At 66.6% G+C, this 14,423-nt stretch carries 13 protein-coding genes and 1 tRNA gene; 6 read left to right on the plus strand and 8 right to left on the minus strand.

All coding sequences use genetic code 11. The features are described 5' to 3' along the window. Positions 1-62 precede the first annotated feature (62 nt). Positions 63-506, minus strand: a complete 444-nt coding sequence (locus tag IPM73_09310; GenBank protein MBK8918228.1) for a helix-turn-helix transcriptional regulator — start codon at positions 504-506, stop codon at positions 63-65. 104 nt (positions 507-610) lie between these two features. On the opposite strand from IPM73_09310, the gene IPM73_09315 reads away from it, so the two are divergent. After that, positions 611-1,450, plus strand: coding sequence for an alpha/beta hydrolase (locus IPM73_09315; GenBank protein MBK8918229.1), 840 nt, complete (start codon positions 611-613; stop codon positions 1,448-1,450). Between the two features lie 39 nt (positions 1,451-1,489). Beyond that, positions 1,490-2,488 (plus strand): NADP-dependent oxidoreductase, encoded by a 999-nt coding sequence (locus tag IPM73_09320; GenBank protein ID MBK8918230.1) that lies wholly within the window; start codon positions 1,490-1,492, stop codon positions 2,486-2,488. A 356-nt stretch (positions 2,489-2,844) separates the two neighbouring features. Here the strand turns inward: IPM73_09320 and IPM73_09325 are convergent, their stop codons facing one another. Continuing rightward, entirely contained in the window at positions 2,845-4,260 is a 1,416-nt protein-coding gene (locus IPM73_09325; protein MBK8918231.1) for an MFS transporter, read from the minus strand. Further along, the gene (locus IPM73_09330; GenBank protein ID MBK8918232.1) at positions 4,244-5,215 is read right to left on the minus strand and encodes an alpha/beta fold hydrolase; all 972 of its coding nucleotides are present in this window, start codon (positions 5,213-5,215) and stop codon (positions 4,244-4,246) included. Before IPM73_09330 ends, IPM73_09325 begins: the two co-directional genes overlap by 17 nt. A 116-nt stretch (positions 5,216-5,331) precedes the next feature. Here IPM73_09330 and IPM73_09335 point away from each other — a divergent pair, with 116 nt between their 5' ends. Together IPM73_09335 and IPM73_09340 are read left to right on the plus strand one after the other, a co-directional pair. Beyond that, complete coding sequence (locus IPM73_09335) at positions 5,332-6,264, plus strand: LysR family transcriptional regulator (protein ID MBK8918233.1); 933 nt, start codon at positions 5,332-5,334, stop codon at positions 6,262-6,264. Continuing rightward, entirely contained in the window at positions 6,261-6,746 is a 486-nt protein-coding gene (locus tag IPM73_09340) for a DUF4262 domain-containing protein (protein MBK8918234.1), read from the plus strand. The genes IPM73_09335 and IPM73_09340 overlap by 4 nt, the downstream gene beginning before the upstream one ends. Positions 6,747-6,976: 230 nt before the next feature. Here IPM73_09340 and IPM73_09345 read toward each other — a convergent pair. Next, positions 6,977-7,069: transfer RNA gene (locus IPM73_09345), tRNA-Ser, on the minus strand. A 29-nt stretch (positions 7,070-7,098) separates the two neighbouring features. Between IPM73_09345 and mltF the strand changes: the two genes are divergently transcribed. After that, positions 7,099-8,502 (plus strand): membrane-bound lytic murein transglycosylase MltF, encoded by a 1,404-nt coding sequence (gene mltF / locus IPM73_09350; protein MBK8918235.1) that lies wholly within the window; start codon positions 7,099-7,101, stop codon positions 8,500-8,502. Here the strand turns inward: mltF and serS are convergent. After that, entirely contained in the window at positions 8,483-9,769 is a 1,287-nt protein-coding gene (gene serS / locus IPM73_09355) for a serine--tRNA ligase (GenBank protein ID MBK8918236.1), read from the minus strand. The genes mltF and serS overlap by 20 nt on opposite strands. 181 nt (positions 9,770-9,950) lie before the next feature. Here serS and IPM73_09360 point away from each other — a divergent pair, with 181 nt between their 5' ends. Next, on the plus strand, positions 9,951-12,140 hold the full coding sequence (locus tag IPM73_09360; GenBank protein ID MBK8918237.1) for a 4Fe-4S binding protein: 2,190 nt from the start codon (positions 9,951-9,953) through the stop codon (positions 12,138-12,140). Positions 12,141-12,203: 63 nt separating this feature from the next. Here the strand turns inward: IPM73_09360 and IPM73_09365 are convergent, their stop codons facing one another. From IPM73_09365 to IPM73_09375, 3 genes are all read right to left on the minus strand, one after another. Beyond that, positions 12,204-12,377 carry a hypothetical protein gene (locus IPM73_09365; GenBank protein MBK8918238.1) on the minus strand — a complete coding sequence of 58 codons (174 nt, stop codon included), beginning with the start codon at positions 12,375-12,377 and terminating at the stop codon, positions 12,204-12,206. Positions 12,378-12,489: 112 nt separating this feature from the next. Next, positions 12,490-13,083: a DUF4126 domain-containing protein gene (locus IPM73_09370; protein MBK8918239.1), complete on the minus strand. Its 594-nt coding sequence runs from the start codon at positions 13,081-13,083 to the stop codon at positions 12,490-12,492. After that, positions 13,083-14,399: a replication-associated recombination protein A gene (locus IPM73_09375; protein ID MBK8918240.1), complete on the minus strand. Its 1,317-nt coding sequence runs from the start codon at positions 14,397-14,399 to the stop codon at positions 13,083-13,085. The genes IPM73_09370 and IPM73_09375 overlap by 1 nt, the downstream gene beginning before the upstream one ends. Positions 14,400-14,423 lie beyond the last annotated feature (24 nt).

Genomic DNA, 14,423 nt, shown 5'->3' on the forward strand with positions numbered 1-14,423 from the left:
AGGGCTTCGACTGTCACTCCATCCCCTATCGCTTATTTTGTTGGGCCGCCACCCAGTTCCCCTCAGCTTTCATCTGGAGTGACCATGCGCATGGGACGCGTGCCGATCTTCGCCCCGGTGACCTCATCCACCGCCACTGCCTTGATTTCTGTTCCGGTTTCAGCGTCGAAGAAACGGACCAATTTGCCGGCCCCCCGGTATTGGCGCCCCCAGGCGCCGATCATGAAAAGCACCGGCAGAAAATCCCGGCCGGCCGCAGTCAACAGATACTCCTCGCGCGGCGGATGCTCCGAATAAGGCCGTTTCTCCAGTAACCCCTCCTCGGTCAGCGTCGCCAGCCGACGGGTCAGCATCGTCGGCGCGATGCCCAGATTTTTCCGGAATTGGTCGAAGCGAGTGAGGCCGGCATGGGCGTCCCGCAGGATCAACAGGCTCCAGGCATCCCCTGCAAAACTCAGGCTGCGCGCGATCGGGCACGGCTGATTGCCATTATTTTCGTCGTTCATACTGTTTTGGTAGTGACTTGCTTTCAAATTGGTAGTATTGTTAATTTCAATTTGATAGTAACAGCTCGGCGACCAGCAAGCCACCCCGCACGGAGAATTCATCGATGAGCCATGTGACATGGAAAAACGCCCCGACCCGCACGATAGCCGTGGGCGGGGTACCTTTCGCCTACCGGGAACTCGGCCCCGATTCCGGCGTGCCGGTCGTCTTCCTGCACCACCTGATGGCCGTGCTCGATGACTGGGATCCGCGGGTGATTGACGGCATTGCCGCCCAACGTCGGGTTATCGCGTTCGACAATCGCGGGGTCGGGGCCTCGGGCGGATCGGTCCCGCCCACCATCGAGGCAATGGGGCAGGATGCCATCGCCTTCATTCGGACCTTGGGATTCAAGCAGGTCGATCTTCTCGGCTTCTCGTTGGGCGGCGGCGTCGCGCAAATGGTTGCCTTGCAGGCCCCCGACCTGGTGCGTCGGATGATCCTGGCTGGCACGGGCCCTCGGGGTGGCGGCGGGATCGACGAGATCAACAGAGTCGCAGCCCTTGCTTACCTCAAGGCCGCGCTGACGTGGAGTGATGCGAGGAATTTCCTGTTCTTTCCCCGTACCGCGCAGGGCAAGCGCGCCGCGGGAGACTACTTTTCCCGGCTGCAAGAGCGCACCGAGGACCGCGACAAGCCTATTTCCCTGCAAGCACGACGTGCTCAGTTGCAGGCCATCAAAACGGCGGGGCTAAGCACGCCCGACGATCTTTCGGTCATCAAGCAAGCCGTTTTCGTCGCCAATGGCGACCACGACCTGATGGTGGCCAGCAGTCTTTCGGCCGACATGGCTCGCCGTCTACCGAATGCCAAGCTGACGATCTATCCGGATTCCGGACACGGCGGCGTCTTTCAGCACCATCGGGCCTTTGTGCCGGCGGTGCTGGACTTCCTCGCTGACTGATCAGATGAAAACGAAAGACCAACGATGAAAACCCAAACCATGAAAGCCCTCACCTTCAAACGCTATGGCAAGTCGCCCGACATTGCCTTCGCCGATGTGCCGCGCCCCACGCTGAAGGCTGACGAATTGCTCGTGCAGGTCCACGCGGCGAGCGTGAATCCGGTCGACAACATGATCCTGACGGGAATCTTCAAACCGGTCCTGCATTTCCAGCTGCCGGCCACGCTGGGCAGCGATCTGGCCGGTGTGGTGACCGAGGTGGGCAGCGGCGTGACCCGTTTCAAGCCGGGCGATGCCATTTTCGCCAATATCTTCGATCTCGGTACCGGCGCCCTCGCCGAGTTCGCGGTGGTACCCGAGCGTTTTGCCGCACTGAAACCAAGCAATCTCGATTTCGTGCAGGCGGCATCGATCCCGATGGTCGGACTCACCTCCTGGCAAGCGCTGAAGGAGCGCGCCAATCTTCAGGCAGGGCAAAAGGTGTTCATCCCGGCTGGCTCCGGCGGTATTGGCACGTTTGCGATCCAGTTGGCAAAACACCTGGGCGCCAAGGTGGGAACGACCACCAGCACGGGCAACGTCGAACTGGTGCGCAGCCTCGGCGCCGATGAAGTTGTCGACTACAAGAAACAGGAATTCGAGAATGTGCTGCGCGGCTACGACGCGGTGCTCGGCACCGTCAGGGGTGATGCGGTTGAGAAATCCCTCTCCATTCTCAAGCCAGGGGGCGTGGTCGTTTCTCTGGTCGGGCCTCTGGACGCGGCATTCGCCCGGGCTCGCCGGCTCAATTTCGTCCTGACCTTCGTGTTCGGATTGATGAGCTGCAAGATCATGCGTCTGGCGAAAAAGCGGGACGTAACGTACTCATTTCTCTTTGCGCGCCCCGATGGCGCTCAACTTGATGAAATCGCCAAACTGCTTGAGACAGAGCGCCTCCAGCCGGTGATCGACAAGGTGTTTCCTTTCGCGCAGGCCAAGGAAGCACTGGATTACCTTGCCCAGGGGCGATCCCGGGGCAAGGTCGTGGTCAAGCTGTGACGCCCCCGTGTTTGCCCCCCACCAGAACGATCCAGCTACCAACAGGAAAGTACGCCCGCGCATCAGGCGCGCAAAGCGTGGTTCAGGAAAAGAGGCCGGACCGAGGAACCACAGAATGGCCCTGCTTCTCGTGGGGTAGCCGAGTTTGGTGCATCCCGGGGTTCCGCCCCGAGGGCGGGTAACTGTTTCGCTGCGCGGAAGCTGCGCTTTTTTGCTCGCCAAGAAAATCTGGCCTGTAGGGCCAGATTTCTATAAAGAGTCACCCAAGAGAAGGCGACCCCAGGGTCAACGCCGGGCTTTGCCCGGTTCCTTGCGCCACCCGGGCTTCCGGGCGGGTCGCTGAGTTCGCCTGCGGCTCAGACACCCCGACCCGAAGGCCCCCGGACAGCCCGGCGTCGCTCAGCGTCTTCCATGGGGGAAGAGTCTCCTGCACCAAGTGCTTGAGGGGCTGCCTCAGGCCCGAGAGTGGGGGAAGCGCGACTGCTCGGTTCAGCGCTCCCCCAGCGCGGCAATGGACTCTCCCAACCGGGATGTTCTGGATCGTCGCTCGCGGGGGTCCGCCGTATCTCCGCATCCCGGATTGGTGCGTGCAGGGCGGCCGCAAACAAGCCTATCGCAACGCTCAGTTGCCACATGAAGTCGTAGGAGCGGGTGAGGTCGAAGACGTAGCCACCCAGCCAGACGCCGAGAAACGAGCCCAACTGGTGGCCGAAGAAGACGAAACCGAACAGCGTGGTGAGATAGCGCAGGCCGAAAATCTGCGCCAGCAGGCCGTTGGTGAGGGGCACCGTACCCAGCCAGAACAGCCCCATGACGACGCTGAAGGCATACAGGGAGACCGGGCTCAGGGGCAGCAGGGTGAAGGCGGCGATGGCGCCGGAGCGGATGACATAGATTACGACCAGCAGCGCCTTGCGTCTCAAAAGGCCACCGAGCAGGCCACAGACGTAGGTGCCGCCGATATTGGCGAGGGCGATCAGGGCGAGTCCGGTCACCGCCACATTGGCCGTCATGCCCTGGTCGCGCAGGTAGGACGGCAGGTGATTGGCGAGGAAGGCCAGGTGGAAGCCGCAGGCGAAGAAACCCAGCAGCAGGAGCCAGAAGCCGGAGTGCCCGAAGGCCTCGGCCAGGGCGTCACCCAGGCTCTGCCGGGCCCCGCAGTCGGCGCCGGGGGCATCGTCCAGGTGCAGGGCCACCGGAAGCAGGGCCAGGCAGGCGACCGCGAGCGCCACGAGGGCGCCGCTCCAGTCGAGGCTCTGGATCAGGGCCTGGGTGGCCGGCACCAGCAGGAACTGCCCCAGCCCCCCGGCGGCGCCGGCCAGCCCGAGGGCCCAGCCGCGGCGATCGGGCGCCACCAGGCGGCTCAAGGCGCCGTAGATGACGCCGAAAGTGGTGCAAGCGAGGGCCAGACCCACGGCCAGGCCGGCCGCCAGGGTGAAGGCCAGGGGCGTGGCGGCCCAGGCCATGCCGGCGAGGCCGCCGCCGTAACAGACCAGCCCGGCCAGGACGATGCGCCGGGCGCCGTAGCGGTCTGCCACCATGCCGACCAAGGGCTGGGCCAGGCCCCACACGCCGTTTTGCAGGGCAATGGCGAAACTGAAGGTTTCCCGCGGCCAGCCATGGTCGAGGCTCACGGGCCCCAGGAAGATGCCGAAGGCGTGGCGTACGCCGAGGGTCAGCCCCATGACGGCGCCACCGGCCAGGACAAGGGCCAGCGGGGCCCGCCACCCCGGCCTGGCGGCCGGCTCCGCGACCTCAACGGGTGTGGTCATGGCCTCCTCCGTGTGGGGGCGGCGCCGGGGGGAAGTGAAAGACCGGGTGCCCGGGTGGCAAGCTGCCCTCCTGCAACCAGCGGAGGGCGTCGGCCCAGAGGGTAGCGGCGAAGCGCTCGTGAAAATAGGCGAAGTGACCGATCTCGGCGACCCCGACGGCCTGGGGGCGGATTTCGATGCGCGTGCGCCGGGCATTGCGATAGTAGGCCAGCAGCCGATCCAGGGCGGCCGGTGTGCCGAAGGGGTCGTCGCTGAGGCCGATGGCCAGCATCTCGCCGCTCATGGCCGGGAAGTGGCGCAGCGGGTCGAGGCCGTCGCGCCCGTGGCGGCGGTAGGCCTCCTCCAGCCGAGCCGGGCGGAAGGCCCACTCGTAGGCCGCCCCGGCCGGCAGGTCTTCGTGCCACCCCAGGCGGCGGGCAGGAAAATAGCCCAGCAGCGCGGTCAGGAACGGCATCGCGCCATGCCAGCGCAGGGCCATGCTCAGCCGCCGGGGGGCGGCGTAGTCCCGCCAGTAAGCGTACTGGGCGCCCACCGTGAGGCAGCGGCGCACCCGCCCGCCGTGGGCGGCCAGCCCGACCAGCAGCCCGCCGATGCTGTGGGCCACCACATCGAGGGGCAGCCCCGGAAAGGCATCCAGCGCCCACTCCAGCGCGGCGTCGCAGTCGCAGGCCCCCCAGGTGAACTTGTCGAACCCGGGAGTTGCCCGGGGATGCCGATGGCGGGACGCGCCAATGCCGCGGTAATCGTAGGTCAGGACGGCGTAGCCGTGAGCGGCGAGGTAGCGCGCGAAACGATGGTAGTAGGCGGCCTTCACCGCCGTGGCCGGGTTGATGACCACGGTGCCGATCTGCCACCGGGAAGCCGGCAGCCAGAGCTCGCCGGCGAGTTCCTGGCCGTCGCGGGTGGGCAGCGTCACGCTGATTGCTGGCGCGACGCCATCAGGGAGTCGATCCACAGTCACATTCTCCTGATTCATGTATTGCAAGAAGGTAAGACCGTGATTAAAGTTACTTTTAAAGACAGTCTCAAACGATTATTCGGAATCAATTACATTCCATACTGGAATGCATCATGAGCCTGGGTAACGCACTGCGCCTTCCCTCTCTCGACCTCCTCAAAGGCTTCGTCGCCGTCGGGCGCCACGGGAGCATCACCCTCGCCGCCCGGGAGCTCTTTCTCACCCAGTCCGCCGTCAGCCGCCAGATTCTTGCCCTGGAGGACGCCCTGGCCTGCAAACTCTTCGTGCGCAGCCACCGGGCCATCGCGTTCACGGCCGAAGGCGAAGCTCTGTTCCACAAGGCGGAACCCGCCCTGCAGCGCCTGCAGGAAGCCATCGAAACCCTGCTGCCCGGCGCGCGCCCGGTCACCGTCACGGCCAGCGTCAGTGTCGCCAGCCTGTGGCTGTTGCCGCGCCTGGGGGAATTCCAGGCCCGGCACCCGGAAATCGACCTGCGGGTGATGGCCCTCAACCGGGTCGTGGACCTCCAGCGCGAAGCCATCGACCTGGCCATCCGCTACTGCAAGCCCGAGGACGCCCCGGCCGGCGCCACCCTGCTGTTCGAGGAAAGCGTGGGCGTCGTTGCCAGCCCGTCCCTTGGCCTGGCCCGCCTGAACTCCGCCGCCGACGTCGAACCCCTGGTCCTGCTCGATTACGAAGACCCCCAGCGCCCCTGGCTGCGCTGGCAGGGTTGGCTGGCGGCTCGGGGCTGGGCCGACGCCCGGCCCAGGAGCGTCGTCCGGTTCAACCAGTACGACCAGGTCATCCTCGCCGCCCTGGGCGGCCAGGGCGTCGCCCTGGCGCGCCTGCCGCTCATCAGCGAACAGCTCGACAGGGGCCTCCTGCGCCCCGTGGCCACCCCGGAAGCACCCCAGCCCAGCGGCTACGCCTACTGGCTGCTGCAGGAACCCGCCAAGGCGCGCACCGCCGTGCAAATGGCGGCGGCGTGGATACGGGAGGCTGCCTTACAATCCCCCGATCTTTTTTCGCACCTGGGGAGTCCATGACTCAAGACGAAGACCGACGCGCCGCCAACGACCGCCGCGTCGCCGACGACATCCGGCGCTTCGGCTGCCACGTCATCAGCGTATTCGACCCCCATGAGCAGTTGCCGACCTTTTCGTACTCCATCGGAATCCAGGAAACCACCGGCTGCCCCGAGGCCATCGTGGTGGGACTCTCGCCCAAGTTGGGCGCTTCGATGATCAACGAGTACCTGCGACAACTCCGGGGCGGCACGCGCTTCGTCCGCGGCACCCTTTACGAGGGCTTTCTGGAAGGGTTCTCCATCTACGTGGAACCGGCCAAGCCCCTGCGCCTGTGCGAATACACCCTCGGCTGCGACCGCTACTACCAGGGAAAAACCTACGCCGTCGTCCAGCTCGTCTGGCCGTCCACCGTCGGCGTCTGGCCCTGGCAGCGCGCCGCCAGCGAATGGTTCAAGCACAACCAGCCCCTGCTCGGCCGCCAGCGGCCGGACCGGCCCTGAGGCTCCCGAACGCCCGGTCCGAAGCAGTTTTCCCCCTGTGCACCGCAACCAGCAATTTCAGGATTTCTGTGGATAAGTCTGTGGAAAGTCACGCGGACGCCATCAAAATGTCACGCTTCCGGTGCGATGCCCAAGGATTAGGCAGCCCTTCCTGGAACGCCTGGCAATGGGCCTCCCGGGAACCCAAACGAAAAAAGCCCGTCGCGCGCGGGCTTTTTCCTGGGAGGGTCTGGCGGAGAGGAAGGGATTCGAACCCTTGTGCCGGTTTTACCCGACCATCCGATTTCGAGTCGGCGCCGTTATGACCACTTCGGTACCTCTCCGGGAAGGGCGCGATAATAGCACAGCCCCCATGCGCCTGTCCCTCCGCCGCCTCGCCGTCTTCGCCGCCCTCTGGCTCGCTGCCTGCGGGGAGGAGCCCCGCGTCCTGCCCCTCCCCACCCCGGCGCGGAGCGATCTGGTGGTTCTGGTCGCCCCGGGCCCCCTGACCTACGCCGAAGGCGAGGGGGGCCAGCCGACGGGCCTGGAAGTCGACCTCATCCGGGCCTTCGCCGCCGACCTGGGGGTCGAACCCCGCTTCATCCCGGTTGGCGCGGGGGAAATTCCCGCCCGCCTCGACCAGGGGCAGGCCCATTTTGCGGCCGCCTGGTACTCGCCCGACCCGCAGACGGAAGCGCCCGCCGCGACCGCCTTTGCCTCCAGCCGCGACGTCATCGTCCAGCACGAGGCCTCGCTGCCGCTGGAGGCGCCGGGCGATCTGGCCGGGCGACAACTGCACGTTCTCGCGGGCACACGGCAGGCGCAGACGGCGCGCCGCCTGAGCGAAACGGTCCCCGGGCTGGAAGTGGTCGAGTACGGTGCCGGAGGCGCCGTCGAGCTTCTGGAAGCAGTGGCCGGGCGCCGGGTCGATCGGGCCCTCGTCGATAGCGCCACCCTCGCGGTGGCCCTCCAGTTCGTTCCCTCCATCGAGGCCACCCTGGAACTCCCGCAGGAACATCCGGTCGCCTGGCAGTTCGGCAAACGCTTCAATCCCGAGCTGAAAGCCCGCAGCGCCGCCTTCCTGGAGCGGGCCCGGCAGGACGGCAGCCTGGCCCGTATCCTGGACCGCTATCTCGGCCATGTGCGCCGCCTGAAGAACGGCGACGTGGTCCGTTTTCTTGAACGCAAGGAATCCGTTCTACCTCGCCTGCGACGCCACTTCCTGGCGGCCCAGAACAGCAGCGGCATCGACTGGCGGCTCCTGGCCGCCCTCGCCTACCACGAGTCCCAGTGGGATCCCGAGGCGGTGAGCCCCACCGGCGTGCGGGGCATCATGATGCTGACGGAGGAAACCGCCGATCACCTGGGGGTGGGCAATCGCCTCGACCCACGGGAGAGCATCGAGGCCGGCGCCCGCTACCTCGCCACCCTGCGCGACCAGCTCCCGGCCGCAATCGCGGAACCCGACCGCAGTTGGATGGCTCTGGCCGCCTACAACCTGGGGCCGGGCCACTTCAACGCCGGCCGCACCCTGGCGCGGCAGTTGAGGGCCGATGCGGATTCCTGGTACGAATTGAAGCGCATCCTGCCCCTGCTCGCCCAGCCCAAATACTATGAGCGGCTCAAATCCGGCCGCGCCCGGGGCGGCGAGGCGGTGATCCTGGTGGAAAACATCCGCAGCTACTACGACATTCTGGTCCGCCACGAACCGGCGCGCTTCCTCGTCGCGGAAACTCCGGCGCCGGACCGCAAGCGGCTCAGCCCAGCGGCTCGATGAGTTCCAGGCCGCCCATGTAGTGGCGCAGCGCCACGGGCACATCGACGCTGCCGTCCGCCCGCTGGTAATTCTCCAGGATCGCCACCAGGGTACGGCCCACGGCGAGGCCTGAGCCGTTCAAGGTATGCACCAGTTCCGGCTTGTTCTTCTCGTTGCGGAAGCGGGCCTGCATGCGGCGGGCCTGGAAGGCGCCGAAATTGGAGCAGGAGGAAATCTCGCGGTAGGTGTCCTGGGCCGGCAGCCAGACTTCCAGGTCGTAGGTCTTCTGGCTGGAGAAGCCCATGTCGCCTGTGCACAGCACCATGCGGCGGTAGGGCAGCTCCAGCTTTTCCAGGATGGCCTCGGCGTGGGCGGTCAGTTCCTCGTGGGCCTGGGACGACTGGTCGGGATGGACGATCTGGACCAGTTCCACCTTGTCGAACTGATGCTGGCGGATCATGCCGCGCACGTCGCGGCCGCCGGAACCGGCTTCCGAACGGAAACACGGCGTGTGGCAGACCAGTTTCAGCGGCAGCACTTCGGCGGAAAGGATTTCGTCGCGCACGATGTTGGTGACCGGCACCTCGGCGGTGGGGATCAGGTAAAGCGGATCGGCTTCGCCCCGCGGCACCTTGAACAGGTCTTCCTCGAACTTGGGCAATTGGCCGGTGCCGTAGAGGCTGGCGGCATTGACCAGGTAAGGCGCATAGACTTCGGTGTAGCCGTGTTCGCCGGTGTGCACGTCGAGCATGAACTGGGCGAGGGCCCGGTGCAGGCGGGCAAGGCCACCCTTGAGCAGGGAAAAGCGGGCGCCGGAAATTTTGGCGGCGGCGCCGAAGTCGAGTTGTCCCAGCGCCTCGCCGACGTCGGTGTGGTCCCGGACCGGGAATTCGAAGCGACGCGGTGCGCCCCAGCGCTTCTGCTCCACGTTGCCGTTCTCGTCACTGCCGATGGGCACGGAAGCGTCCGGCACGTTGGGCAGCGTGGCAAGGATGGCGTTGAAGGTATCGAGCAGCTCGGCGAGGCGCGCTTCCGAGGCCTTCAGCTCGTCGCCCAGGGCGCCCACCTGGGCCATGACGGCGGAAGCATCCTCGCCCTTGCCCTTCAGCATGCCGATCTGCTTCGACAGGCTGTTGCGCTGGGCCTGCAACTCCTGGGTGCGGGTCTGCAGGGTCTTGCGCTCGGCCTCCAGCGCTTTGAATTGGGAAAAATCGATGGGCTTGCCCCGGCTGGCGAGGCCGGCCTCGACGGCATCGAGGTTGGAGCGGAGGAGCTGGATGTCGAGCATGATGCACCTGGCTTGGAGTGAGGCGGGAATTATACGCGAGCCCCCGATACAGGCCCCGCGGGCCCGCGGCGACGGGCAAATTGACCGACCCGTACCCCGCCAGCGCTCCCGGCCGGGGCCTGAACTACAATTGGGGAAAACATCCGGCCGTCTCCCCACGGCCGCCACGACGGAGACAAGCATGGGCAAGCGGCCCCCCCTCCCCTGCCCGCAACGATCCTGGCGAGCGCGCCTCGGGCGCCTGTTGGTCCCCCTGGCCGCCGCCGTCGGCGTATTGGCCGCGGGCGCCGTCCAGGCCGGCGACTTGGCCAAGGCCGACATCGAGCGCCGTTTCGGCCCGCCCCTCCACGTCCAGGAGAAACTCAGCGACGTTCCGGTCTGGCCGCTGACCAGCGAACTCGAACCCGAAGCCGGCCCCGTCGGCTACGCCTTCGAATCCATCGACCTGGCGCCCATCCCCGGCTTCGAGGGCACACCGATGAATTTTCTGGTGGCCATCGACAGAAAGGGCAATTTTCTGGGCGTAGAACTGTTGCGTCAGCACGAACCCGTGTTTCTCGGTGGCCTGGGCGAAGCCCCGCTGAAGGAATTCATCACCCAGTACGAAGGCCGCAACATCAAGCAGCAGTTCCTCATCGCGCTGAACGCCGCTCGCAACCGCACCGGCGCCAGCGCCAACCGCAGCGGCCAGACCACCCTGGACGGCGTGGCCAAGGCCACCGCTTCGGTGCGCATCGTCAACCAGACCGTCCTCGGCGCCGCCCTCGAAGTCGCCCGCGCCAAGCTGGGCTACGCCAGGAAGCGCAAGGAAGGCCCGGCTGCCCAGGCGCGACCCGAGGTCTACGACCCGGTCGTTTTCGAGCAGATGCTGCAGAACGGCATGGTCGGGCGCCTGCGCCTGACCAACGCCGACGTGGAAAAACTCTTCGCCGGCAGTGAAGGCGCCGGAGTCGACGATGAGGCGACGACGCACCCGGACGACGTCTACCTCGACCTCTACATCGCCTACCTCAACGCCCCCACCATTGGCCGGGCCATCCTCGGCGACGCTCAGTACAAGGTGGCCATGGAGCGCAATTTCGACAACCGCCATCTCTGGTGGATCGGCTCCGCCGGCCGCTACCCCATCGTAGACGACAGCTTCGTGCCGGGGGGCCAGTCCACCCGCATGGCCATGACCCAGGACGATCTCTTCTACGAACTGCGGGACCAGGGCTTCGAGCCCAAGGGGATCCCGGGCCCGCCGGAACTCAACGTCTCGCGTCTGTTCGGCGTCTATCTCGAAGCCGGCCTCGACCCGGCCCGCACCCTGGACCTCACGGTCACCATCACCCGCGCCAAGGGCATGATCCTGCCCCTCCTCACCCACAAGCCGGTCACCCTGAAATACACGCCGCCGGCCAGCCTCTTCGTCTATCCGCCGGAACCCCCGCCGGAGTGGCTGCTGGCCTGGAAGGGCCGTGCCGCCGATCTGGCCATCCTGGGCATTGCCCTGGCGCTCCTCACCGTGATCCTCGCCCGGCCCCGCTGGATTTCCGTCGACGCCCGCCGCCTGCGCGTCTTCCGCCTCGGCTTCCTGGCCTTCACCCTGGTCTGGATCGGCTGGTACGCCCAGGGGCAGCTCTCCATCGTCCAGGTGACCGGGGCCATCAAGTCCCTCAAGGCCGGCCAGGGACTGAGCAGCTATCTGTACGACCCGATTTCGTTGCTGCTCATCGCTTTCACATTGCTCACCTTCTTCGCCTGGGGCCGCGGCACCTTCTGCGGCTGGCTCTGCCCCTTCGGCGCCCTGCAGGAATTCGTCGGCACTGTCGCCCGCAAGCTGCGGCTGCCGAAGCTGCGCATCCCGCTGGCAGTGGCCAAACGCCTGGAATGGGGACGCTACCTCGTGCTGGCCGTGCTGGTGGGCGCTGCCTTCTTCCTTCCCCGCCATGGCGAAAGCCTGAACGAGGTGGAACCCTTCAAGACCGCCATCACCGTGGGTTTCGACCGTACCTGGCCCTTCGTCGCCTACGCCGTCGCGTTGCTCCTGGCCGGTGCCTTCTATTACAAATTCTTCTGCCGCTTTCTCTGCCCCCTGGGGGCGGTCATGTCCCTGGGGGGCCGGCTGCGGGTCTTCAACTGGCTCACCCGCCGGGCGGAATGCGGCAAGCCGTGCCAGAGCTGCAAGGCCAAGTGCGCCTACGACGCCATCGAACCCACTGGGGAAATCCGCTACGACGCCTGCTTCCAGTGCCTGGACTGCGTCGGCATCTATCACGACCCGCAACGCTGCGCGCCGATCCTGCTCTACGAAAAGAAGGGCAAGGTGCTCACGCCCAGGGGCGTCATGCTGGGTGGAAACGAAGGCCCGGCGGCACCCAAGGCCTGACGGGCCGCGGCGATGGCGGCCCCGGAATGCGGCGAGGTCGAGGGGTGACCTCTCGCCAACGGCTCAGTTGTAGCCGGTCACTGCCACGCTCGCCACTTCCCGGCTGACCGAGCTATCGGGCTTGGGCAGGGCGGCGCCGGCCGGCGTGGAAGCCACGGCACTCCTGGCTCCGGAAAGCAGATGGGCGATGGGACGAGCGATGCTGGGGGATTGGGTTTTGGCTGGGCTGCTTTTCATGTCGATCTCCTTGTGCGCTGAACCGCCGGGAACCCGCTCCCGGCGTGCAACGCATTGTGGAGGAGAGCGGAACCCGTGTCCGTCACGGCCGGTGACGCCCGTGACACCGACTTTAACGAGATGTTTCGGGATTTCTTGAGCGAAACAGGTGCCCCAGGCCGCGGCCCAGTCGGTACAAGAGCCAGAATGCCAGGAGAAGGAATAGAGCGAGCAGCCCCAGAAACAGTCCCGGCGCGGCGAGCAGGGTCCACACCCCGCCCAGCACCAGGCCTTCCTCCCCCAGGGACGCCAGCCAGTTGCTGAAGGGTTCCGGTGAGGCATTGATGGCGAGTCGGCTGCCCGCCTTGGCGAAATGGGTACCGGCCGTGATGGTGCCGCCGATGAGCCCCGCCGCCGCCACCCAGGCGGGATCGGCGTTTCCCAGGGCCAGGGCCGCAAGCAGCGCGCCGGCGGGGATGCGGATGAAGGTCTGGACACTGTCCCACAAGGAATCGAACGCCGGCACCTTGTCCGCCACGGCCTCGGCCAGGGCCATCAGGCCGGCGGCAGCGATCACCGCCGGATGCTGCAGTACCAGAAGGGTTTCCGGCAGGTGCAGATAGCCGAACCGCGCCAGCATCCCGGCCAGGAAGATCACCAGGTAGAGCCGCAGCCCGCTGGCCCAGGCGAGGCCGGCGGACAGGGCGACGGTCTGGACGAGATCCATCACTTGCCCGCTTTCTTGTCCAGTTGCCGCAGGTAGGCGAGCTTGTCGCGAATCTTGCCCTCCAGACCCCGGTCGCTGGGCTCGTACCAGGAGATTGCGGGCATGCCCTCCGGAAAATAGTTCTCCCCGGCGGCGTAGGCCTCCGGCTCGTCGTGGGCGTAGCGGTAGTGTTTGCCGTAGCCCAGTTCCTGCATCAGCCGGGTGGGGGCATTGCGCAGATGTTGCGGCACCGGTCGCGAAGCATCCTTGCCGACGAAGGCCCGGGCTGCGTTCCAGGCGTTGTAGCCGGCATTGGACTTGGGCGCCACGGCCAGATACAGCACCGCCTGGGCCAGGGCCAGTTCCCCCTCGGGCGAACCCAGGCGTTCGTAGGTTTCGGCGGCGTCCAGGGCCATGCGGGCGGCACGGGGATCGGCCAGGCCGACGTCCTCCCAGGCCATGCGCACGATGCGCCGGGCCAGATAGCGCGGGTCGGCGCCGCCATCCAGCATGCGCGTCAGCCAGTAGAGCGAGGCATCGGGGTGGGAACCCCGCACCGCCTTGTGCAGGGCGGAGATCTGGTCGTAGAAGGCGTCACCGCCCTTGTCGAAGCGGCGCAGGTTCTGGGCCACGGCCGCCTCGACGAAAGCCCCGTCCACCGTCGTGACGCCGGCGGTATGGGCGGCTGTACGCATCTGCTCCAGCAGGTTCAGGAGCCGCCGCGCATCGCCGTCGGCCAGGCCCACCAGGCGGTTCCGTGCGGCGGACTCGAACTCCAGGTCGGACAGGGCCGTCGCCCGGGCCCGGTCGAAGAGCTGGCCCAACTCGGCTTCGTCCAGGGGCTTCAGCACATAGACCGCGGCCCGGGAAAGCAACGCCGAATTCACCTCGAAGGAGGGATTCTCGGTGGTGGCGCCGATGAAGGTCACCAGGCCGGATTCGACGAAGGGCAGAAAGGCGTCCTGCTGGGCCTTGTTGAAGCGATGGCATTCATCGACGAAGAGCAGGGTGCGCCGCCCGCGCCCCCGATTGTCCTCGGCCCGCAGGAGGGCTTCGCGGATGTCCTTCACCCCGGCGAGCACCGCTGACAGGGCGATGAAATCGCAAGCGAAGGCATGGGCCATGAGCCGCGCCAGCGTCGTCTTCCCCACTCCGGGCGGCCCCCACAGGATGAGGGAGTGGGGCTGCCCCGAATCGAAGAGGAGGCGCAGCGGCATGCCGGGCCCCAGAAGATGGCGCTGACCGACGACGTGGTCCGGACTGCGCGGACGCAGGCGCTCGGCCAGGGGTGCGGTTTCGTCCGGGCTGTCGGCAGGCGGAGAGAACAGGTCGCTCATGGCGGCAGGGGTTCAGGCGGCGGC

Source organism: Betaproteobacteria bacterium, assembly GCA_016720065.1.
Taxonomy (GTDB): Bacteria; Pseudomonadota; Gammaproteobacteria; order Burkholderiales; family Rhodocyclaceae; genus SSSZ01.